General features: G+C 71.6%; 23 protein-coding genes. 11 read left to right on the forward strand and 12 right to left on the reverse strand.

Features of this window, described 5'->3' with window-relative positions:
* Nucleotides 1–38 precede the first annotated feature (38 nt).
* From KZI27_RS17565 to KZI27_RS17580, 4 genes are all read left to right on the forward strand, one after another.
* Nucleotides 39–911, forward strand: a complete 873-nt coding sequence (locus KZI27_RS17565) for an HpcH/HpaI aldolase/citrate lyase family protein (protein WP_222658621.1) — start codon at nucleotides 39–41, stop codon at nucleotides 909–911.
* Between the two features lie 10 nt (nucleotides 912–921).
* Nucleotides 922–1,389, forward strand: coding sequence for a DUF6264 family protein (locus KZI27_RS17570; protein WP_410004012.1), 468 nt, complete (start codon nucleotides 922–924; stop codon nucleotides 1,387–1,389).
* A gap of 270 nt (nucleotides 1,390–1,659) precedes the next feature.
* On the forward strand, nucleotides 1,660–2,907 hold the full coding sequence (locus KZI27_RS17575) for an FAD-dependent oxidoreductase (RefSeq protein ID WP_222658622.1): 1,248 nt from the start codon (nucleotides 1,660–1,662) through the stop codon (nucleotides 2,905–2,907).
* Between the two features lie 59 nt (nucleotides 2,908–2,966).
* A complete protein-coding gene (locus KZI27_RS17580; RefSeq protein ID WP_222658623.1) occupies nucleotides 2,967–3,845 on the forward strand; it encodes an aldo/keto reductase in 879 nt (292 codons plus the stop codon).
* Between the two features lie 78 nt (nucleotides 3,846–3,923).
* Here KZI27_RS17580 and KZI27_RS17585 read toward each other — a convergent pair whose 3' ends face one another.
* Complete coding sequence (locus tag KZI27_RS17585) at nucleotides 3,924–4,409, reverse strand: hypothetical protein (protein WP_222658624.1); 486 nt, start codon at nucleotides 4,407–4,409, stop codon at nucleotides 3,924–3,926.
* Nucleotides 4,409–4,819 (reverse strand): hypothetical protein, encoded by a 411-nt coding sequence (locus KZI27_RS17590; RefSeq protein ID WP_222658625.1) that lies wholly within the window; start codon nucleotides 4,817–4,819, stop codon nucleotides 4,409–4,411. Before KZI27_RS17590 ends, KZI27_RS17585 begins: the two co-directional genes overlap by 1 nt.
* 114 nt (nucleotides 4,820–4,933) lie before the next feature.
* Here KZI27_RS17590 and KZI27_RS17595 point away from each other — a divergent pair, with 114 nt between their 5' ends.
* The gene (locus KZI27_RS17595; protein WP_222658626.1) at nucleotides 4,934–5,899 is read left to right on the forward strand and encodes an NAD(P)H-quinone oxidoreductase; all 966 of its coding nucleotides are present in this window, start codon (nucleotides 4,934–4,936) and stop codon (nucleotides 5,897–5,899) included.
* Here the strand turns inward: KZI27_RS17595 and KZI27_RS17600 are convergent.
* The 7 genes from KZI27_RS17600 to KZI27_RS17630 form a co-directional block, all read right to left on the reverse strand.
* Nucleotides 5,896–6,672, reverse strand: a complete 777-nt coding sequence (locus KZI27_RS17600) for an amino acid ABC transporter ATP-binding protein (RefSeq protein WP_222658627.1) — start codon at nucleotides 6,670–6,672, stop codon at nucleotides 5,896–5,898. The genes KZI27_RS17595 and KZI27_RS17600 overlap by 4 nt on opposite strands.
* Nucleotides 6,669–7,547 carry an amino acid ABC transporter permease gene (locus tag KZI27_RS17605; protein ID WP_123293349.1) on the reverse strand — a complete coding sequence of 293 codons (879 nt, stop codon included), beginning with the start codon at nucleotides 7,545–7,547 and terminating at the stop codon, nucleotides 6,669–6,671. The genes KZI27_RS17600 and KZI27_RS17605 overlap by 4 nt, the downstream gene beginning before the upstream one ends.
* A 4-nt stretch (nucleotides 7,548–7,551) precedes the next feature.
* The gene (locus KZI27_RS17610) at nucleotides 7,552–8,376 is read right to left on the reverse strand and encodes an ABC transporter substrate-binding protein (protein WP_222658628.1); all 825 of its coding nucleotides are present in this window, start codon (nucleotides 8,374–8,376) and stop codon (nucleotides 7,552–7,554) included.
* Nucleotides 8,377–8,620: 244 nt separating this feature from the next.
* Nucleotides 8,621–9,412: a DUF3800 domain-containing protein gene (locus KZI27_RS17615; RefSeq protein WP_222658629.1), complete on the reverse strand. Its 792-nt coding sequence runs from the start codon at nucleotides 9,410–9,412 to the stop codon at nucleotides 8,621–8,623.
* 25 nt (nucleotides 9,413–9,437) lie between these two features.
* Nucleotides 9,438–9,935: a cupin domain-containing protein gene (locus tag KZI27_RS17620; protein ID WP_235035774.1), complete on the reverse strand. Its 498-nt coding sequence runs from the start codon at nucleotides 9,933–9,935 to the stop codon at nucleotides 9,438–9,440.
* Nucleotides 9,932–11,338, reverse strand: coding sequence for an amidohydrolase family protein (locus KZI27_RS17625; RefSeq protein WP_261783961.1), 1,407 nt, complete (start codon nucleotides 11,336–11,338; stop codon nucleotides 9,932–9,934). Before KZI27_RS17625 ends, KZI27_RS17620 begins: the two co-directional genes overlap by 4 nt.
* A complete protein-coding gene (locus KZI27_RS17630; RefSeq protein WP_222658630.1) occupies nucleotides 11,335–13,023 on the reverse strand; it encodes an adenosylhomocysteinase in 1,689 nt (562 codons plus the stop codon). Before KZI27_RS17630 ends, KZI27_RS17625 begins: the two co-directional genes overlap by 4 nt.
* Before the next feature lie 49 nt (nucleotides 13,024–13,072).
* Here KZI27_RS17630 and KZI27_RS17635 point away from each other — a divergent pair, with 49 nt between their 5' ends.
* The 6 genes from KZI27_RS17635 (at nucleotide 13,073) to KZI27_RS17660 (ending at nucleotide 17,197) form a co-directional block, all read left to right on the forward strand.
* Entirely contained in the window at nucleotides 13,073–13,348 is a 276-nt protein-coding gene (locus KZI27_RS17635; RefSeq protein ID WP_123312083.1) for a glutaredoxin family protein, read from the forward strand.
* A 166-nt stretch (nucleotides 13,349–13,514) separates the two neighbouring features.
* Nucleotides 13,515–14,354, forward strand: a complete 840-nt coding sequence (locus KZI27_RS17640) for an amidohydrolase family protein (protein ID WP_222658631.1) — start codon at nucleotides 13,515–13,517, stop codon at nucleotides 14,352–14,354.
* 42 nt (nucleotides 14,355–14,396) lie between these two features.
* The gene (locus tag KZI27_RS17645) at nucleotides 14,397–15,266 is read left to right on the forward strand and encodes a fumarylacetoacetate hydrolase family protein (protein WP_222658632.1); all 870 of its coding nucleotides are present in this window, start codon (nucleotides 14,397–14,399) and stop codon (nucleotides 15,264–15,266) included.
* Nucleotides 15,266–16,057, forward strand: a complete 792-nt coding sequence (locus KZI27_RS17650; RefSeq protein WP_222658633.1) for an SDR family NAD(P)-dependent oxidoreductase — start codon at nucleotides 15,266–15,268, stop codon at nucleotides 16,055–16,057. The genes KZI27_RS17645 and KZI27_RS17650 overlap by 1 nt, the downstream gene beginning before the upstream one ends.
* Nucleotides 16,058–16,144: 87 nt before the next feature.
* Nucleotides 16,145–16,822: a FadR/GntR family transcriptional regulator gene (locus KZI27_RS17655; protein WP_111086323.1), complete on the forward strand. Its 678-nt coding sequence runs from the start codon at nucleotides 16,145–16,147 to the stop codon at nucleotides 16,820–16,822.
* 96 nt (nucleotides 16,823–16,918) lie between these two features.
* A complete protein-coding gene (locus KZI27_RS17660; protein ID WP_123312075.1) occupies nucleotides 16,919–17,197 on the forward strand; it encodes a GlsB/YeaQ/YmgE family stress response membrane protein in 279 nt (92 codons plus the stop codon).
* A 91-nt stretch (nucleotides 17,198–17,288) separates the two neighbouring features.
* Here KZI27_RS17660 and KZI27_RS17665 read toward each other — a convergent pair whose 3' ends face one another.
* Genes KZI27_RS17665 through KZI27_RS17675 form a run of 3 tightly spaced genes read right to left on the reverse strand, consistent with a single transcriptional unit; the run spans nucleotide 17,289 to nucleotide 19,893 of the window.
* Entirely contained in the window at nucleotides 17,289–18,245 is a 957-nt protein-coding gene (locus tag KZI27_RS17665; protein ID WP_222658634.1) for an aldo/keto reductase, read from the reverse strand.
* Nucleotides 18,242–18,568 carry an L-rhamnose mutarotase gene (locus KZI27_RS17670; RefSeq protein ID WP_222658635.1) on the reverse strand — a complete coding sequence of 109 codons (327 nt, stop codon included), beginning with the start codon at nucleotides 18,566–18,568 and terminating at the stop codon, nucleotides 18,242–18,244. Before KZI27_RS17670 ends, KZI27_RS17665 begins: the two co-directional genes overlap by 4 nt.
* Nucleotides 18,568–19,893 carry an alpha-L-fucosidase gene (locus tag KZI27_RS17675; protein ID WP_123312069.1) on the reverse strand — a complete coding sequence of 442 codons (1,326 nt, stop codon included), beginning with the start codon at nucleotides 19,891–19,893 and terminating at the stop codon, nucleotides 18,568–18,570. Before KZI27_RS17675 ends, KZI27_RS17670 begins: the two co-directional genes overlap by 1 nt.
* Nucleotides 19,894–19,903: the final 10 nt, after the last annotated feature.

Raw genomic sequence — 19,903 nt, forward strand, 5'->3', positions numbered from 1 at the left:
TCGGCCGTCCGGCACGTCCGATGTGGTACCAACGGGGCATGGCCATCGACGACCGCATCACCCCGTCCGCCCCCACGCCGAACCGGCGTCGATCGGTCCCCGCCGAGATCTCCCGCTCGTGGCTGCTCGTCTCCGGTACCGCGACCGACCGGTTCGAGAAGTCCCAGCGGTCCCGCGCCGACCAGATCATCCTGGACATCGAGGACGCCGTCGACCCCGCCGCCAAGCCCTCGGCGCGGCAGGGCGTGGCCGCGTGGCTGGCCGGTGGCGGCGAGGCCTGGGTGCGGATCAACGACGTCACGACCGACTTCTGGGCCGACGACGTCGAGGAGCTCCGTGGCCTGCCCGGGCTGCAGGGCGTGATGCTCGCGAAGACCGAGTCCCCGGCCCAGGTCACCGACACGTGGCACCGGCTCGGCGGTCAGACCCCGGTGATCGCACTGGTCGAGTCGGCGCTCGGCATCGAGGAGTCCGTCTCGATCGCGCGGGCGCAGGGCGCGTTCCGGCTGGCGTTCGGCTCCGGCGACTACCGCCGCGACACCGGCACGAGCGCCGACACCCTGGCGATGGCGTACCCGCGGTCGAAGCTCGTCGTCGCCTCGCGCGTCGGTGACCTGCCCGGCCCGATCGACGGCCCGACGGTGGGATCGTCGCACCCGATCCTGCGCGAGCAGTCCCAGGTCGCGGTGTCGCTTGGCCTGACCGGCAAGCTCTGCCTGGACACCGAGCAGCTGCCCGTCATCAACGAGGTCATCTCCCCCACGCCGACCGACGTCGCCTGGGCGCAGGACTTCCTCGACGACTTCGAGGCCCGCGGCAAGGTCATCCGCGACGGATCCGACCTGCCGCGCCTGGGTCGGGCGCAGAAGATCCAGCGGCTCGCACAGGCGTTCGGCGTGGAAGCGCGGTAGGACTGCTCCCATGACCTGGTCCAACGTCCCCGGCGGTCCGCCGCAGTCCTCGCCCGGCCCCCAGGACCCGCAGCGCGCGGCCTGGGAGCGCGGTGGCACCACGCTGTTCCCGCCGGCGAAGCTCGCCGACCGGATCTCGACCGTGCTGCTGCTGGCCTTCGGGGCGGTCATGACGATCGTCACCGCTGTCGTCAGCATCATCGCGGTCATCTCGGCGACCGCGACGTGCGACGCCTCGGCCGGGTGTACCCCCGGCGGCTACATCGGCGGCACGGCCATCGCTGTCGGCGGTGCGTTCGTGATCGGGGTCGCCACGATCGTGCTGGCGATCGGCGCCTGGATCCGCCGGAAGTCGTCGTGGTGGATCGCCGCGATCGGCTTCGTGCTCGCGATCGGCGTGATCGCGTGGGGCGGGGTCGTCTTCGCGAACGCGGCCGACGGCGAGACCGCGTCGTCGTCGGTGTCCGCGAGCGCCTAGCGCCGACGCGCACGGCGCTGGTCCTGCCGGACCGACTCCGAACGACACGATCGACGTCGTACGACAACGAGTTCGTCGGTCGTTGCGACCGCAACCAGTTGCGCGCGCGCAGCGACGACATCGTCGATGTCGTACGACGTCGAGACTGTCGCATCGCATCGCATCGCACCGCGTCGCGTCGCGCGGGCAGACGCGACCGGGCGCCGGACGGGAGGCCCGTGGCGGACACGGCCCCGGGCCTCCCGTCCGACACGGCGTAGCGTCCAGGGCATGGTGACGGTGTCGCGGACGACGGTCGCGGTGGTCGGTGGCGGCCCCGCCGGGGTCGTCCTCGGACTGCTGCTCGCCCGGGCCGGCATCGACGTGCGCGTCATCGAACAGCACGTCGACTTCAACCGGGACTTCCGGGGCGACACCGTGCACGCCTCGACGATCCGGCTGCTCGACGAGCTCGGCCTCGGCGATCGCTTCCGGGCGCTGCCGCAGTCGCGGCTCGACGACTTCTCCCTGCCCATGCCCGACGGGTCGCGGCTGCTGCTCGGCGACTTCTCGCGGCTCGCGCCCCCGTACGACCACGTGGCGATGGTGCCGCAGTGGGACCTGCTCGACCTGCTCGTCACCGCTGCGCGGCAGGAACCGCCGTTCGACATCGCGATGGGCCTCGCGGCGACCGGGCTCATCGAGGAGAACGGCGTCGTCTCCGGGGTGCACCTGCGCCGGCGCGACGGGAGTGGTGACGCCGAGGAACTCCGCGCCGACGTCGTGATCGCGTGCGACGGACGGAACTCGGTCCTGCGTCGGGCCGCGGGCTTCGTGCCGCGCGCGTTCCCGGTGCCGTTCGACACCTGGTGGTTCCGGCTGCCCCGGCATCCGGGAGACGCCGCGAGCGCCCTGACGCCGGCGTTCTCGGACCGGGACGTGCTGCTGAGCTTCCCGCGGCCCGACTACCACCAGGTCGCGTACTTCGCCCCGAAGGGTTCGGACGCGGCGCTGCGGGCCGAGGGCGTCGACGCCTTCCGGGCGCGGGTGGCGCGCCTCCGTCCGGACTTCGCCGACCGGGTCGACGCGATCGGCTCGATGGACGACGTGCACGTGCTCGACGTCCGGATGGACCGGTTGCGGCGGTGGTGGCGGCCGGGTCTGCTGTGCATCGGCGACGCGGCCCACGCGATGTCACCCGCGGGTGGGGTGGGGATCAACCTGGCGGTGCAGGACGCCGTGGCGACCGCCGCGATCCTGGCGCCGGCGCTCCGGCACGGGCGGAGCGGTACGGCGCTGAGCCCTGCGCTGGCCGCGGTGCAGCGTCGTCGGAGGCCGCCGGCCGTGGTCGTCCAGTCGGCGCAGGCCGTGCTGCACCGCGTCGTCTTCGAGCGGGCGTTCGCGGGGCAGCTGCGGAACGGGCCACCGCTGCTGCCCGTGCTGCTCGCCCGATTTGTGCCGCCGTCGCGGGGCCTCTACGCCCGGGGCATCGCCTTCGGCCCGCTGCCGGAGCACGCGCCGGGCTGGGCGCGGCGCTGAGCCGGGGACGTGCGACGCACCCTGGGCGTGACCGTGCACCCCCGGCGCATGCTGGGCGCATGAAGCAACGAGTCATCGGAGACGTGTCGGTCAGCGCCATCGGTCTGGGCGGGATGCCCATGTCGATCGAGGGGCGCCCCGACGAACGACAGTCCATCGCGACCATCCACGCCGCGCTCGAGAACGGTGTCACACTCATCGACACCGCGGACGCGTACCACCTGGCCGCCCACGACGAGGTGGGACACAACGAGGAGCTCATCGCCCGGGCCGTCCGCGAGTTCCACGGCGACACCGAGTCGATCCTCATCGCCACGAAGGGCGGACACCTGCGACCGGAAGCAGGCGCCTGGGCGCAGAACGGCCACCCGGAGTACCTGAAGCAGGCGGCGAAGGCGTCGGCGAAGCGCCTCGGCGTCGAGGCGATCGGCCTGTACCAGTTCCACCGCCCGGACCCCGCGGTCCCCTACGCCGAGTCCATCGGCGCGCTCGGCGAGCTGCTCGACGAGGGCGTCATCCGGATGGCCGGCATCTCGAACGCAGACCCCGACCAGATCCGGACGGCGAACGAGGTCCTCGACGGACGGCTGGCCTCGGTGCAGAACCAGTTCTCGCCGAAGTTCCGGTCGAGCGAGCCGGAACTCGAGCTCTGCGACGAGCTCGGGATCGCGTTCCTGCCGTGGAGCCCGCTCGGCGGCATCGCGAACGCCGCGGATCTCGGCACCGCCTACGAGGACTTCGCGTACATCGCGCGGGACCGTGGCGTGACCCCGCAGGTCATCGCGCTCGCGTGGGAGCTGCAGAAGAGCGACGTGGTCGTCCCGATCCCCGGGGCGTCGCGGCCGCAGTCGATCCTCAACTCGCTGACCGCACCGACCGTGAAGCTGCGGCCGGAGGACGTCGCCCGTCTGGACGCGTCGCAGCCGGCGGCCGTCTGAGCCGTCGCCGACACGACGACGCCCCGCGGTTCCGGTCGGAGCTGCGGGGCGTCGTGGTGTCGGGGCCTGGTGTGGCGACTAGTTGCTCGGGCAGACCGCCGAGACCTCGTTCAGCGAGGACTGCACGTCGGTCTGGGCGTCCTTCGCCTCGGCGGAGTCGCTCGAACCGCTGGAGGTGAGCGCCGAAGCGTAGCCCTCCGCGTCCTCGCTGAAGTCCTCGAAGGCGTCGTGGACGTCGTCGTTGGTGACCTTCGGCAGCGCGGCATCGAGCCGGTCGGCGAACTCACCGACGAGCTTCGCCCGGGCAGCAGGATCGGCCGGCGCCGACGACGACGTCTGCTCGTCGATGAACGACTTGAGCTCGTTCTCGACCAGGGCGCATGCCTCGGCCTTCGTCTGCGCGGGCGCAGCAGCCGAGGTCTTCGACGGTGCGGACGTCTTCGACGTCTCCGCCGAGGCACCGTCGTCGGACGACCCGCCGTCGTCGGACGATCCGCCGGAGCAGCCCGCCAGCAGCGTCACGGCGACGAGCGCGGTGGTGACCGCGGTGAGGGTGCGGCGCATCAGGAGTTGCACTCCTTCTGGAAGGCGTTGCCGGCGTCCTGCACCTTGGTGCTGGACTTCGTGAGCGCCGAGACGTCGGCCGACTGCGGGTCGTCAGCGATGTCCTCGATCTGGTCGACGAGGTCACCGTAGGCGGCCTCGAACGCCTCGCCCTTGTCCTGCAGGTCGTCGTCGGACAGGTCGTCGACGCCGTCGGAGATCTTCTCGTCGAGCTCCTTCAGCTTCGTGACGGCGGCGTCCGGGTCGGACTGCAGGTTCGCGGCCTCGGACTGCACGCCCTCGGCGGCGGACTTGACCGTCTTCTCGAACTGGGTGCACTGGTCGGCCTTCGACGGCCCGGTCGAGCAACCGGCGAGCAGGGTGAGCGCGAGGCCGGCGGTGGCGAGCGCGATGAACTTGTTCTTCGGCATGGTGGAGAGTCCCCCTCGATCGGTCCGCACTCCCCCGGATGAGGTGCAGATCCGTCATCGAGCGTACATGGGGCACTCACAGGATGACCGGCTGCCCGGCGTACCGTCGAGGGCATGCGCGCCATCACGTTCGACGACACCACCATGTCCGTGACCGACCTGCCCGACCCGGTGCCCGCCGCGGGCGAGGTGCTCATCGAGGTCGCCGCCGCCGGGGTGAACAACGCCGACCTGCAGCAGCGCGCGGGGAACTACCCGCCGCCGCCCGGCGCTTCGGAGATCCTCGGGCTCGAGGTCTCCGGCACCGTCCGGGCGCTCGGTGACGGCGTGACCGCGGTGGCCGTCGGCGACCGCGTGTGCGCGCTGCTGTCCGGCGGCGGCTACGCGTCGCTCGTCGTGGCACCGGCAGCCCAGGTGTTGCCCGTCCCCGACTCCGTCGACCTGGTCGAGGCCGCCGGCCTGCCCGAGGCCGCCTGCACCGTGTACTCGAACATCGGCATGCTCGCCGGACTCCGCCCCGGCCAGACCCTGCTCGTGCACGGCGGCACCGGCGGCATGGGCTCCCACGCCGTGCTGTGGGCGAAGGCGCTGGGCGCGACGGTGATCGCCACGAGCGGCGGCGACCGCAAGGTCCAGGCGTCGCGGGACCTCGGTGCCGACCTGGTCGTCGACCACCGCTCCGAGGACTTCGTCGAACGCGTCCTGGCGTTCACGGACGGCGTCGGGGTCGACGTGGTCCTCGACGTCGTCGGGCCGGCCTACCTGGCACGGAACCTGCAGGCCCTCGCGCCCAACGGGCACATCGCCGTCATCGCCTCGGGCAGCGGCAGCACCGCCGAACTCGACCTCGGTGCGCTGATGCGGAAGCGGGCGTCGATCAGCGGCACGACCCTGCGCGCCCGCCCGCTCGCCGAGAAGGCCGCCATCGTCGCCGCCGTCCGCGAGCACGTCTGGCCCTTCGTCGCCGACGGCAGCGTCCGACCGGTCATCGACACCGTCCTGCCGCTGGCCGAGGTCGAGGAGGCGCACCGGAAGGTCCGCGACGGCGAGGTCGTCGGGAAGGTGCTGCTGACGCCCTAGGCGTGGACGCGGGAGAGGAACTCGATGAGCGCCGGGTGCTGCGGTGCGTCGAGGACCTCGGCGGGGACACCCTGCTCGACGACCTCGCCCCGGTGCAGGAACACGATCCGGTCGGCGACGTTCCGTGCGAAGTGCATCTCGTGCGTGGTCATCAGGATCGTCGAGCCCTGCCGCTTCAGCTCGGTGACCAGGTCGAGCACCTCGCCGACGAGCTGGGGGTCGAGTGCGCTCGTGACCTCGTCGAGCAGCAGGAGCTCGGGGTCGGACGCGATCGCCCGGACGATCGCGACGCGCTGCTGCTGCCCGCCGGAGAGCCGGTCCGGGTAGGCGTCGGCGAACTCCGCCAGCCCGATGCGCTCGAGCAGCCGACGCGCGGTCGCCTCTGCCTCGGCCCGCCCGACGCCGTGCACCTGGCGCGAGGCGAGCGTCACGTTGTCGAGCACGGTCATGTGCGGGAACAGGTTGAACTGCTGGAACACCACGCCGATCCGTGCACGGACGCCGTCGACGGCGATGCGGGGATCGGCGATGTCGGTCCCCTGCAGCAGGATCTCGCCGTCGTCGATGCCCTCGAGCAGGTTCACCGTCTTGAGCAGGGTCGACTTGCCCGAGCCGGACGCCCCGATGACGCAGATGACCTCGTGGCGGTGCAGCGTCAGGTCGATGCCGCGCAGGACCTCGTGCTCGCCGAAGGCCTTGCGCACCCCACGCAGTTCGAGGACCGCAGCGTCCGCACCCGACGCACCACGGGCCTCCTGGCCGACCTCGCTCATACGGTCCCTCCGATCTGCTCGCGCCGCTGCTGGCGGCGCGCGATCGCGTCCGTGACGCGGATCAGCGGCAGGCTGATCACCACGAACAGCAGTCCCGCGACGAAGTACGGCGTGAAGTTGTAGGTCTCCGCCTGGGCGATCTGCGCCGACCGGACCGCGTCGACGGCGCCGAGTATCGACACCAGACCGACGTCCTTCTGCATCGAGACGAAGTCGTTCATCAGCGCCGGTGTGACCTTGCGGATCGCCTGCGGCAGCACCACGAGCCGCAGGGTCTTCGCGTGCGAGAGTCCGAGCGACCGGGCGGCGAGACGCTGCGACGGGTGCACGGCCTCCATGCCGGCACGCAGGACCTCGGCGATGTACGACGAGTACGTCAGGACGATCGCGATGGTGCCCCAGACCTCGGCGGGGAGCCGCGGGAACACCCCGAGCCCGGGGATCCCGTAGCCGACCAGGTACAGCACGATGATGAGCGGCAGGCCGCGGAACAGGTCCGTGTAGCCGGTCGCCAGCATCCGCAGCGGGAAGAACACCGGGTTCCGCAGGCCCCGCACCACTGCGAGCAGGGTGCCGAACACCGCGACGCCGATGGCGCTGAAGAACAGGATCCGGACGTTCAGCCAGAGGCCCAGCAAGATGTCCGGGAAGGTGTCGATCGCGGTCTGCGGATCGAAGAACGACTGTTGGACCGCTGCCCAGCCGGGGGTGTTCACGACGCCGAAGTAGGCGATCGCGATCACCACGAGCGTCGACACCACCGACACCACGATCGACCGGCGTCCGCGCTGCCGGCGGTAGAGCCGCCGCTCGGCCTCGACCTGGCTCGGCGCGGCTGCGGCGACCGGGGTCCCGGCGCCTGCTGGCACGGTCATGCGGTTACTTCAGGACCGGGGTGTTGGTCTCCGAGGAGAGCCACTTGGTCTGCAGGTCCTCGAGCGTGCCGTCGTCCGTCAGCGACTTGAGTGCCTTGTCCACCTTGCTCGTGAGCTCCGAGCCCTTCGGCAGGACGAAGCCGAACTGGTCACCCTTGCCGTCGGACGGGAACTGCGCCGACACCGTGCCGTCGTCGAGCTGCGCTGCGGCCATGTAGAACGCCGTCGGCAGGTCGGTGACGATCGCGTCGATCTGGCCCGACTTCAGTGCGAGCACGGCGTCGTCGTTCGAGTTGAAGACCTGCGGGGTGATCCCCAGCACGCTCTTCACGCTCGCGATCGACGTGGACCCGGTGGCGACCCCGATCGCGTCCTTCTTGAGGGCGGCGATGCTCGTGTCGTCGACGGCCTTCGAGGTGCTGGTCGTCACCACGGCCTGCGTGGTCGTGTAGTACGCGCTCGACATGTCGACGGCCTTCTTGCGCTTGGCGTCGATCGAGAACTGCTGGACGTTGAGGTCCCAGTCCTTCGGACCCGGTGCGATCGCGCTGTCGAAGGTGCTGCGCTTCCAGACGACGTCGGACTTGCTGTAGCCCATCTCCTTCGCGACCGCGTAGGCCACGGCGGACTCGAAGCCCTTGCCGGACTCCGGCTTGTTGTCCTCGATCCACGGCGAGTACGCCGGCTCACCGGTGGCGATCGTCAGCTTGCCGTCGGTGACGGTGCCGTCCGAGCCGGAGCTGCTGCCCCCGGAGGAGCAGGCCGACAGGGCGAGGGCGGCGACCGCGGCGGTGGCGACGGCGAGGGTGAAGCGGAGGGATCGGGTCACGGTCGAGGCCTTCGTGCGAGGGGCTGGGGGCAGGTCGAAGTGTACTTCGCGCTGGGATACCAACGCGACTCCTGGCGTCTCACGCGACCCGGTCCCGTGTCACACACCAGTCGACGAGGCGACGAGCGGCTGGTAATCTGGCGACGCGGGCTGAACCGGGCGCATGCTCGGCTGAGGTCTGAGATCAAGGGGCGTCCCAGCACGGGGCGCCCCCTTTCTGCGCCAGGGACGTCCTCGAACTCCGTCACGGCCAGACGACGATCGCATCGCGACGAGCGTTCGTCACCTCGGTGCGCCAGACGGGCCGTAGCTCGGCCCACATCGTCTCGTCGCAGACGCTGCCGCTTTTCGAGCCGGGCGCTTGGAACCGCCGGAACCCTGCGTACGCGACCAAGTCGGCTGCCTGGATGAAGTACGAGGACGCGGAGTCACGAGGAACTGGATCCTCGACGAGCAGCGGCGCGCTGACGCGAGTACCCCCTGGTGCGAAGCTGTGCCGACGGAACCTGCGGTGGATCGCGCGGACCGTTGCGTCGTCACCTCCGTCGTGCACGAGGATGATCGGTGTGCCGGATTGCTCGGACCGGATCCGGAGACGCTGGAGCAGGTACGTCCACGCGCGGTCCTCGGGCCGGTAGTCCATCGGGCGGGCCTCTTTGTCGATGACGATCGCGAAGACCCCGGAGGCCACGACGGTCAGCGCACCGAGCGACCTCCGGAACACATCGCGCCGCTGGCCGTCCCCGAGCCCCAGGTCACGGAGATCTCCTCGTCCACGCAGGAGCACGTTCGCCTTGAGCTCGTGGCGCAGGAGGATGCCGTACGTGTCCCGGATCTCACGACGGACCCCCGTGAGCCAGTCGAGACGATCGGTCCAGTCTCCGCCCGGGACGAGCACACACCCCAGCGTGTAGGTGCGAGTCGCGCCCGGAGAAGCAGCCGGATCACCCTTGTCGCCGGTCTCGTCGACGTACGCGAACTCGAACGGTGCGTCGAGGGCCGCACGGGCGAGGGCGGGAACGCGACCGGAGTCCATCCGACGAACATACCAATGTGGTACGTCAGTCCGCCATCGTGAAGTCCTCGAACGAGAACCCCGGCGACACGAGGCAGCTCAGCAGCACCTCGCCGTCGTTCGGGATCGTCCGCTGCCACACGCCACCGCGCACGAACGCCTGCGCGTCGTTCACCCGATCGCGACCGGCGTCGGGCCCGAGGGTGATCCGCGCGCCGGGCTCGGGAGCATCACCGGAGCCGCCGAGTTCGAGCTCGACGGTGTCGGGCCCGTGCCACATCCAGATCTCGTCGCTCGTGACCCGGTGCCAGGCCGAGGCCTCGCCCGGGGGCAGCAGGAAGTGGATCAGGGTGGCAGCGGGACGGTCCCCCGCGGGCGTCGTCACCGTGGCCGGCGAGGTCCAGGTGCGGACGTACCAACCGCCTTCGGGGTGCGGTTCCATGCCGAGGGCGATGGCGCGCTTCGGCACGTCGAGCCACTCGATCAGTTCGCCGTCGACGGTGCGACGGGCGGCCATGCCGGGGCGGGGTGCGGTCTCGGTCATGATTCCTCCACAGGGATGACAGGGCGGGCAGGGCGGTCGGGCGACGACGTGGGCACGCCGGTCAGCGCTCCGTCGACGGCGCGGACGACCCCACGGATGACGGTGGCGGCTGCGCGCCCGGCACCGTCCTCGACGAGCTCGGCGAGTGCGTCGGGCACGGTCCGGGCGTCGACGTCGAAGACGGCCAGGTCGGCGCGGGCGCCCACGGCGAGGTGGCCGATGCGGTCCGGTCCGACGGCGAGCCCCATGGCGTGCGCACCGCCGAGCGTCGCCGCCGCCAGGAGCCGCTCGTGCAGGTCGCGGTGCCCGTAGCCCTGGGCGCGGGCGATCCGGTGCAGGGCGGTGACGTCGGCCATCAGGTCGAGGGACGGCGACGACGAGAGCGAGTCGGTGCCGATGGCGATCGGGCTGCCCTCGCGCAGGTAGTCGGCGACGGGCGGCGGGTCGAGGCCGATGACGGCGTTCGACCGCGGGCACAGCGCGACGGCGGTGCCACGGGCGCGCAGGAGTGCCCGGTCGGCGGCGGTCATGTAGACGCCGTGCGCGATGTGGCAGTCCGGGCCGAGCACCCCGAGCCGGTCGACGAACGCGGTGGCGCTCGCCCCGAACCCGAAGGCCCGCAGCGCCCGGAACGAGGGCACGTTCGCCAGGTGCCAGTCGTTGCCGTGGCCGACGCCGTCGACGCCGTCGAGTCCGGGAACCGGTCCGAGGGCGACGCGCTCCCCCTCGAAGGCCGCTTCACCGAGGTGCAGGTGCAGCCGGAGCCCGCGCTGCCGGACGATGTCGGGGAGTTCGAGCAGGGGCGCGACCTCGAGCGAATAGGGCGCGTGCGGTGACAGGCCGGCCCCGGGGGTGGTCGGGATCCGGGCGAGTTCGTCGAGCACCTGGTCGCGGCCGTGCGACTGCCAGGCGTCGTTCTCCCAGTCCATCACCTCCCAGTAGGCGATGCCGCCGAGCCCGGCGTCCTCGAGCGCGGTGGACGCCTCGATGTCGGTGACGATGTCCGCGATGCTCGTGACGCCGGCGCGGATCGACGCCGCCGCGCCCGCAGCGGCTTCGGCCCGCCAGTCGTGCGGCTCGGCGTAGTCCTCGTTGAACGCGGCCGCCCAGTCCTCGAAACCGGCGTACTGGCCGCGGCCGACACTGGCCATGCCGGTGTACTGCAGATGCGAGTGCGCGTTGACGAGTCCCGGCAGGAGGGCTCCGCGCCACTGCCGTTCGGTGAACGTCGTGCCCGAGCCGGCGAGCTGGTCGACGACCCAGGACCGGTCGCCGACGTGCAGGATGCGGCCGTCCTGCACGGCGACCGCGCCGTCCGCGATCGGGGGCGCGGTCATCGGCACGACGACGCGTGCCGCGTGCACGACGACCGGGTGGTCGACACGCGGGTGCGTGGCGCTCATGCGGGGTCTCCGAAACGGCGCGTCCGGACGTCCGGCTCGCGGTCCGCCGGGTGCTCGGCAAGGCGGACGGGAGGAACGGGGTGCGCTCCGAAGGCGGCGAGCGCCGTGCGCGCGGTTGCGTCGTCGACCGCAGGGTCGATGGGCACGACGGCTCGCTCCAGTTCGTCGCCCCGCTCGAGCAGCATGCGGACGGCCCCGAGCTGCGCCGCGAAGGACAGGTCCATGATCTCGATCGGGTTGCCCTCGGCCGCCGTGATGTTGATGCACCCGCCGCGGTCGAGCACGATGGGCCCGCTGTCGGCATCGGGGAACACGAGGCGCTCGGCCTTCGGGCCCACTTGCTGTCGGGTGGCACCGGCCGCCATCGCGTCGGCCAGCGCGACCTCGTGGTCGACCCCGCCCGCGACGGCGACGACCGCCCCGTCCGCGCACGAGCGCAGCACCCGCAGGTCGATGGTGTCGGCGACCCCGGTGGCGCTCACCACGAGGTCGGCGTCCTGCACCGCCTCGGCGAGCGGCGCGACGGCGTGGCCGGCGAACAGCGCCTGCAGGGCGCGCACGGGATCCGTCTCGGCGACCGTGATCCGGAACCCGAGGGCGGAGAGCACCAGCGCGACCCCTTCGCCGACGTGCCCGAATCCGGCGACGACCGCCGCGCCTCCCGGGATCACCCGGTGCGTGCCGGACGGGAGCCCGTCGACCAGGTCGAGCACCGCGAACACCGTCGACTGCCCGGTGCCGTACCGGTTGTCGAAGAACGTCTTGGTGCGGGCGTCGTTGACGGCGACCACGGGGATGCCGAGCTCGCCCCGCGACGCCATCACACGCAGGGGTCGGAGGCCGCTCGTGGTCTCCTCGGCCGCGCCGAGCATCGTCGGCAGCAGGTCCGGTCGTTCCTGGTGGGCGAGCCGGATGACGTGCGAACCGTCGTCGAGCAGGATGTGCGGCCGGGTGTCGAGCATCGCGAGGGCGAGCGCCTTCTGCTCCGACAGCGAGGCGGTGCTGCTCGCGTACACCGTCAGACCCGCTGCCCGGAGCGACGCGGCCACGGCGTCGTCGGTCTCGTCGGCGTGCGCGTAGACGACGACCTCTGCCCCGGCGTCGCGCAGCAACAGGCTCAGCACCGCCGTCTTCGGCTCGAGGAACATCGCGACGCCGATGCGGGTGCCACGGAGCAGTCCGCCGTCGCGGAGTTCCGCGGCGACCGCACGCGAGACGGGCATGGAGCGTCGAGCCCAGCGCAGGCGGGCGTCGGCCGCCGGGTCGTCCTCGGGGTCGCGGCCGGTGGAGACCAGGAAGACGTCGTCGGAGAGCATCGGGACGCCGAGCACCCCTGGGCGTGCGGTGGCGACGGGACCGAAGGCGTCCTCGTCGACGGCGGGCAGGTGGCGGCCGGCGTCGATCACGATGAGCGTGGCACTACGGGGACGGTCGGCCTCGCGCTCGATGACGGGGGTGGAGACCTCGGGGGAACCGAGGCACCAGAGCTGGTCGATCGGTTCGTGCTCCGCGGCCGGGCGTGCGCCGAGTCCGGTGAGCAGCTCGTGCAGCGCCGCGGCGTCGCGGGGGTCGCCACCGACGATGCGGAACCGGCGAGCCGCCACGAGCAGGTTCGTCACCGCGGCGAAGCGCCGGACGGCCGTCGACGCCCAGGATCGCGTCTCGGGGTCGGGTCCTGGCGGCATGCATCAATCGTAGGGAATGCGCGGGGGCCCGCCGACGTACTCTCTGGGCATGAGCGATGCAACCACGACCGAAGCGTTCGACAAGGTGACGATGTTCGGCGCGGACTGGTGCCGCGACTGCCGTCGGTCGAAGGCGCTGCTCGACACCCTCGGCGTCGACTACGAGTACGTCGACGTCGAGCAGGACCTGTCGGCGGCCGACCGTGCCGAGGCGATCAGCGGGCGGAAGAACATCCCCGTCGTCGTGCTGCCGAACGGCAAGCACTTCGTCGAGCCGTCCGACGCCGAGCTGCGCGCCGAGCTCGAGGCCTCCGGCGCCGTTTGAGCGGCGGGCGCTCGCGCCCGAGACTCGGGCAGCTCGCCCCGAGGCTCGGGCTGAGCGACTCGTCTCGGGGCTCCGAGCCCGAGTTCTGTCGCCCACGCCGAGTCTCGGGGGAACGCGGCACCGGCACACCCGGGCGGACATCGGATGAATCGGGCATCATGAGCGCGTGATCATCGACGCTCACCACCACCTCTGGGACCCCGCCGACCGGCCGTACCCCTGGATGGACGACGCCGTCGCCCCGATCCGCCGCCGGTTCGACGTGGACGACCTCCGTGCGGCGACGCAGGGCACCGGCGTGACGCGGACCATCGTCGTGCAGGCTGTGCACGACCCCGGCGAGACCGCCTGGCTGCTCGAGCAACCCGGACCCGTCGCGGGCGTCGTCGGCTGGGTGGACCTGACCGCGCCGGACGTGACCGACCGGATCGCCGCCGTTCGAGCGCTGCCCGGCGGCGAGCGCCTGGTGGGCATCCGGCACCAGGCGCAGGATGAACCCGACGCGGACTGGCTCGCCCGCCCCGACGTCGTCCGCGGGGTCCACGCACTCGCCGCCGCCGGCCTGGTGTTCGACGTCCTCGTCCGTGCGCGCGAGCACACTGCCGCACTGACCCTGATCGATGCCGTCCCCCAGGCGTCGTTCGTCCTGGACCACGCGGGCAAGCCGTCGATCGACACCGGCGACCCGGCCTGGCGGGGCCGGCTGACCGACTTCGCAGCACGCCCGAATGTCACGTGCAAGGTCTCCGGCCTGCTCACCGAGGCCGGCCCGGACTGGCGTGACCGCCCCGTCGACCGGTACGTCCGCGGGGTCGTCGAGCAGTTCGGTCCCGAACGGTCGATGTTCGGCTCGGACTGGCCGGTGTCGACCCTGGCGACCGGGTACGCCGACGTCGTGCAGCGGACGACGGCGGCACTCGCCGACCTGTCGACGACCGAGCACGAAGCCGTCCTCAGCGGTACCGCGGAACGCGTCTACCTTGTCCGGGGCCACACACAGACATAGGATGTCTACGGCTGCACTGGCGCAGCCGGAGAGCGAGGAACGATGCAGTTCGCACGACTCGGCCCGGCGGGGAGCGAGATCCCCGTGGCCATCGACACCGACGGCGAGGTCTTCGACCTCCGCTCCATCACCAGTGACGTCGACGGGGCCTTCCTGGCCTCGGACCCGGTCGGCCGCGTCGACCACGCACGCAGCGCCGGCGACCTGACGAGCATCGACCGTGACCGGGCCGACGGCATGCGGCGCGGTGCACCCATCGCCCGGCCCGGCAAGGTCGTCTGCATCGGCCTGAACTACCGCGACCACGCTGCCGAGACCGGTGCCGACATCCCCACCGAACCGATCGTGTTCATGAAGGACCCGATGACGGTGATCGGCCCCGACGACGAGGTCCTGATCCCCCGGAACAGCACGAAGACCGACTGGGAGATCGAGCTCGCGATCGTCATCGGCCGCACCGCCCGGTACTGCGAGTCCGATGCGGCGGCCGAGGCGTCGATCGCCGGCTACGCCATCGCGAACGACGTGTCCGAGCGCGAGTTCCAGCTCGAGCGCGGCGGGCAGTGGGACAAGGGGAAGTCCTGCGAGACCTTCAACCCGCTCGGCCCGTGGCTGGTGACGCCCCGGTCGCTCGACGCCGCCGGCCTCGACCCCGCGGCACTCGCGCTCCGGCTGACCGTCAACGGCGAGGTCCGGCAGGACGGGACCACCGCCGACATGATCTTCCGGCCTGTGGAGATCGTCCGGTACCTGTCGCAGTTCATGGTGCTGTACCCCGGCGACGTCATCAGCACGGGCACCCCGGCGGGTGTGGCACTGGCCGGTCACGCGCCCTACCTGCAGCCCGGCGACGTCGTCGAGCTCACCGCCGACGGGCTCGGCTCGCAGCGCCAGACGGTCGGGGCAGCCTGATGGCAGACCCAACCGGCAGCACCGGCAGCACCCGCACCGGCCCCGCCGACAGCCACGACGGCGTCCGGGCGATCGTCACCGGGGGCGCGTCGGGCATCGGCGCCGCGATCGCCGTCGCGCTGCGAGATCGCGGCGCAACGGTCGCCGTCCTCGACCTCCAGCCGTCCACCGCCGAGGGGCTCGTCTCCGTCACGTGCGACGTCAGCGACGACGCCTCCGTCCGCACCGCCGTCGCCACCGCCGTCGAGCAGCTCGGCGGCCTCGACGTCCTGGTGAACAACGCCGGCATCGGCGCGCAGGGCACGGTCGAGGACAACCCCGACGACGAGTGGCGCCGCGTGTACGAGGTCAACGTCCTCGGTGCCGTCCGGCTGTCGCGGGCCGCGCTCCCCCACCTGCGGGCGTCGGGCAACGCGAGCATCGTGAACACCTGCTCCATCGCCGCGACCGCGGGGCTGCCCCAACGGGCGCTCTACTCGGCGACGAAGGGCGCGATCGCCGCCCTGACCCGCGCCATGGCTGCCGACCACATCCGCGAGGGCATCCGCGTCAACGCCGTGAACCCGGGGACCGCCGACACCCCGTGGGTGGCGCGGTTGCTGTCGACCGCAGGTGACCCGGCCGCGGAGCGTGCTGCCCTCGAGGCCCGGCAGCCGCACGGTCGGCTCGTGCAGGCGGAGGAGGTCGCCGAGGCGGTCGCGTACCTGACGAGCCCGCTCGCCCGGTCGACGACGGGCGTCGACCTTGCGGTCGACGGCGGGATGCAGGCCCTCCGGCTGCGGCCCGCCTGATGGTCGGCCCGTGACGACCGGGAGGCCCGGCTATCGTCGTCCTGTCGGCTCGCGTCCGCGAGCGGGCCGGGATCAGGAGGTGGTGACGTGGCGTCGCTGACCGACGATGCGATCGCACGCATCCAGCAGATGATCGTGAGCGGTGAGCTCCAACCCGGGCAGCGCCTCCCGCCCGAGAAGGAACTGAGCGAGTCGCTCGGCCTGTCGCGGAACAGTCTGCGCGAGGCGGTGAAGGCCCTCGAGCTCATCCGCGTGCTCGACGTCCGACGCGGTGACGGCACCTACGTGACCTCGCTCGAACCGGGCGTCCTGCTCGAGGCCGTGTCGTTCGTCGTCGACATGCACCACGACCGGTCCCTCGTCGACCTGCTCGAGGTCCGACGCATCCTCGAGCCCGCGTCCGCCGTCCTGGCGACCGCGCGGGCCTCGGAGCAGCAGATCGACGAGCTCGCGACCCTGATGCAGTCCGTCGGCGAGGACACCGGCGTCGAGGACCTCGTGGCCCACGACCTGCTGTTCCACTCGACCATCGCGGGCATCGGCGGCAACCAGTACCTGTCCGGGCTGCTCGACGCCCTGTCGAGCAAGACCGTGCGGGTGCGGGTCTGGCGCGGGCTGACGCAGAACGGCTCCGTGCAGCGCACGCTCGACGAGCACGCCGCGATCGTGGACGCCATCCGACGGCGCGATCCACAGCTCGTGCAGGCCCTGGTGGTGTCGCACGTCGAGGGTGTCGAGCGCTGGTTGCGACGCTCCCTCGACTGAAACCGAGAGCGCGTGCAGGTGGGTGGGTGTTGCGTTGGTCGTCGGCCCTGACTCCGGCAACCATGCCGCGGCAACCGCACCCACGAGGAGGAAACCGTGCTCGGTCTCATCATCAGCTTGATCATCGTCGGACTCATCGCCGGCGCCATCGCCCGGCTCGTCGTCCCCGGCAAGCAGAACATCTCGATCCCCATGACCATCCTGCTGGGCATCATCGGCTCGTTCGTGGGCGGGTTCCTCGGCTTCCTGATCTTCCAGCACGACCCGATGGACGGCTTCTTCCAGCCCGCCGGCATCATCGGCTCGATCATCGGCGCCATCATCGTGCTGATCATCTACATCCGCTTCTCGGGTCGCAGCGCCAAGACCCGCTAGGCAGGTCTCGCCGGGCACGACCCGCCGCACCACCGAAGTCACCCCGAACCGCGCATCCGTGCGGTTCGGGGTGACTTTGGTCGTGCGGGGCTCAGGCGGCGAGCAGGCCCGCGGCGCGCAGGTCCTCCCACAGGGCTTCCGGGACGACGGCCGCGGCCCGCTCCACGTTCGAGCGCACCTGCTCCGCGGACTGCACGCCGAGCGCGATCGCGGCGACCGCAGCCGCTCGGAGCGGGAACCCCAGCGCGGCCTCGGGCAACGTGACCCCGTGCTGCTCGCACACGTCGGCGATGGCGTTCGCCCGCGCGACGAGCTCGGCCGGAGCAGCCGCGTAGTCGTACGTCGCCGTGGCGTCCGGCCGGTCCCGCCCGAGCAGGCCCGAGTTGTAGACCCCGACCGCGACGACCGCGACACCGAGCGAGGCGCACCGGGCGACGAGCTCCGCCGCCGGCTGTTCGAGCAGCGTGTACCGCCCCGCGAGCATGATGACGTCGCACAGCCCGGTGGACACCGCGGCGTCGAGGGCGTCGACCGAGTTCGACCCGACACCGACGGCCCGGACGACACCCTCGTCCCGCAGCTCGGCGAGCGTCGGCAGTGCCTGCGTCAGGCCGTCCTCGAGCGAGTAGACGTCGGGGTCGTGCAGGTACGCGACGTCGACGTGGTCGAGTCCGAGCCGTCCGAGCGACTCGTCAAACGACCGCCGCACGCCCGACGGCGACGGATCCCACTGCCGCACGGTGTCGTTCGGCACCGCGAACCCGCCGGACGCCAGGTCGTCCCCGTCGCCGCGACCGGGCACGAGCAGCCGCCCGACCTTCGTCGACACCAGGAACGAGTCACGCGGGCGGTCGGCGAGCGCCGCCCCGAGCCGTCGTTCGGACAGCCCGAGGCCGTAGTGCGGCGCGGTGTCGAACCCGCGCACGCCGGCGTCCCACGCGGCGTCGACCGTGGCGCGGGCGTCGTCGTCGGACACCGTGCCCAGCAGGTTGCCGATGCCGGCGCCGCCGAACCAGAACGGTCCCCGGTCGAGGTCGAGCTCCGTCATGCGTCCACCTGGCCGGCGAGCGACCACACCCGCGGGACGCCGTCGTCGTTCCCCGAGTAGTCGTCGTCGGCCTCGAGCAGGGGGTTGATCGTCTCCTGCCACGCGGCGTTGACCGGGTCGTCGGCGAGCGCCCGACGCATCGCGCGGTAGTCCTCGACCTCGATGAGGTGGACCAGGTCCAGCCCGTCGCGCCACACCGTCCAGTCGTGCACGCCGGCCTCGCGCAGTCGGGCCGCGAGCTCGGGCGGGACCGAGGCGTGCACGGCGTCGTACGCGGCCTCGTTCCCCGCCCGCAGTCGGGTCCTCGACAGGATGCGCTGCATCAGTCGCGCAGGAACAGTTCGACCACCGGCACGGCGACGTCCGGTCGCACGATCGGCAGCGTGAGCGTCAGCGTCCCAGCCGGCTGCCCGCCGAGCCCGGTGTTCTGCGCGCGGGTCCCCGGCGGGATCTCGCGGAAGTGCAGCTCCGACGCGTCGTTCAACAGCTGTGCGTACGCCACCTTGCCGGCCAGGTCGGGCAGGTGCACGTGCTCGAACGGCCACGCGAACAGGTGCAGGTACAGGCGGTTGCCGTTCTGCGTGTACACGGTGTTGCGCGGCGCGACGAAGGACGACGGCCCGGCGCCGTAGACGGACCGGGCGTGCTGGTGCATCCACGTGCCGATGCCGTCGAGGGTCTGGCGGGAGACCCCGTCGAACTCGCCCCGGCCGGTGGGGCCGATGTTGAGCAGCATGTTCCCGTTGTTCGAGACACCGTCGACGAGCATGCGGACGAGCAGGTCGACGGGCTTGAGGTTCACGTTGTCGCGGTCGTAGCCCCACGAACCGTTGAGTGTCTGGCAGGCCTCCCACGGCACCGGAGCACCGTCGACCTCCATCGGCTTGTCCGGCTGGTACTGCTCCGGGGTGACCAGGTCGCCGGGGATGTCGAGCCGGTCGTTCACGATGATGCCGGGCTGCAGGCGCTTCGTCAGGGCCATGAGCTCCTCGGAGCCCCAGTCGTCCCGACCCTTGCCGCCCCAGATGTCCTCGTGGTCGTTGTCCCGGTACGAGAAGTCGTAGAACAGGTAGTCGACCTGCCCGTAGTCGGTGAGCAGCTCCTCGACCTGACCGTGCAGGTACTCCCGGTAGCGCGACATGTCGCGGCCCTGGTCGAACGCCTCGATCTCCTCGGGCGAGTCGTCGCGCCGGGGGTGCACACCGTCCACGGTGAAGTCGGGGTGGTGCCAGTCGATGAGCGAGTGGTAGAAACCGACCCGCAGCCCCTCGGCCCGGACTGCGTCGACGAACTCGCGCACGATGTCGCGACCGAACGGGGTGTTCGTGGACTTGTAGTCGGTGAGCTTGCTGTCCCAGAGGCAGAAGCCCTCGTGGTGCTTCGTGGTGAGCACGACGTACTTCATGCCGGCTTCGCGAGCACGGCGGGCCCAGTCGGCGGCGTCGAACAGGTCGGGGTCGAAGTGGTCGAAGTACTTCTGGTAGTCGGCGTCGGTGATCCGTTCGCGGTTCTTCACCCACTCGTGCCGTGCCGGCAGGGCGTAGAGCCCCCAGTGGATGAACATGCCGAACCGGTCGTGGGTGAACCACGCGGGGAACCCGGCGGCGTCGGTCGCGGTCTGCGGCTCTGCAGGTGCGGTGATGGTCATGAGGCCAGTG

Source organism: Curtobacterium sp. TC1 (genome assembly GCF_019844075.1).
Lineage (GTDB): Bacteria > Actinomycetota > Actinomycetes > Actinomycetales > Microbacteriaceae > Curtobacterium.

Excerpts from the sequence above, each read along its gene's own strand:
- KZI27_RS17565 (WP_222658621.1), top strand. The coding sequence starts at position 39 with ATGGCCATCGACGACCGCATCACCCCGTCCGCCCCCACGCCGAACCGG.
- KZI27_RS17570 (WP_410004012.1), top strand. The coding sequence starts at position 922 with ATGACCTGGTCCAACGTCCCCGGCGGTCCGCCGCAGTCCTCGCCCGGC.
- KZI27_RS17575 (WP_222658622.1), top strand. The coding sequence starts at position 1,660 with ATGGTGACGGTGTCGCGGACGACGGTCGCGGTGGTCGGTGGCGGCCCC.
- KZI27_RS17580 (WP_222658623.1), top strand. The coding sequence starts at position 2,967 with ATGAAGCAACGAGTCATCGGAGACGTGTCGGTCAGCGCCATCGGTCTG.
- KZI27_RS17585 (WP_222658624.1), bottom strand. The coding sequence starts at position 4,409 with ATGCGCCGCACCCTCACCGCGGTCACCACCGCGCTCGTCGCCGTGACG.
- KZI27_RS17590 (WP_222658625.1), bottom strand. The coding sequence starts at position 4,819 with ATGCCGAAGAACAAGTTCATCGCGCTCGCCACCGCCGGCCTCGCGCTC.
- KZI27_RS17595 (WP_222658626.1), top strand. The coding sequence starts at position 4,934 with ATGCGCGCCATCACGTTCGACGACACCACCATGTCCGTGACCGACCTG.
- KZI27_RS17600 (WP_222658627.1), bottom strand. The coding sequence starts at position 6,672 with ATGAGCGAGGTCGGCCAGGAGGCCCGTGGTGCGTCGGGTGCGGACGCT.
- KZI27_RS17605 (WP_123293349.1), bottom strand. The coding sequence starts at position 7,547 with ATGACCGTGCCAGCAGGCGCCGGGACCCCGGTCGCCGCAGCCGCGCCG.
- KZI27_RS17615 (WP_222658629.1), bottom strand. The coding sequence starts at position 9,412 with ATGGACTCCGGTCGCGTTCCCGCCCTCGCCCGTGCGGCCCTCGACGCA.
- KZI27_RS17620 (WP_235035774.1), bottom strand. The coding sequence starts at position 9,935 with ATGACCGAGACCGCACCCCGCCCCGGCATGGCCGCCCGTCGCACCGTC.
- KZI27_RS17625 (WP_261783961.1), bottom strand. The coding sequence starts at position 11,338 with ATGAGCGCCACGCACCCGCGTGTCGACCACCCGGTCGTCGTGCACGCG.
- KZI27_RS17630 (WP_222658630.1), bottom strand. The coding sequence starts at position 13,023 with ATGCCGCCAGGACCCGACCCCGAGACGCGATCCTGGGCGTCGACGGCC.
- KZI27_RS17635 (WP_123312083.1), top strand. The coding sequence starts at position 13,073 with ATGAGCGATGCAACCACGACCGAAGCGTTCGACAAGGTGACGATGTTC.
- KZI27_RS17645 (WP_222658632.1), top strand. The coding sequence starts at position 14,397 with ATGCAGTTCGCACGACTCGGCCCGGCGGGGAGCGAGATCCCCGTGGCC.
- KZI27_RS17650 (WP_222658633.1), top strand. The coding sequence starts at position 15,266 with ATGGCAGACCCAACCGGCAGCACCGGCAGCACCCGCACCGGCCCCGCC.
- KZI27_RS17665 (WP_222658634.1), bottom strand. The coding sequence starts at position 18,245 with ATGACGGAGCTCGACCTCGACCGGGGACCGTTCTGGTTCGGCGGCGCC.
- KZI27_RS17670 (WP_222658635.1), bottom strand. The coding sequence starts at position 18,568 with ATGCAGCGCATCCTGTCGAGGACCCGACTGCGGGCGGGGAACGAGGCC.
- KZI27_RS17675 (WP_123312069.1), bottom strand. The coding sequence starts at position 19,893 with ATGACCATCACCGCACCTGCAGAGCCGCAGACCGCGACCGACGCCGCC.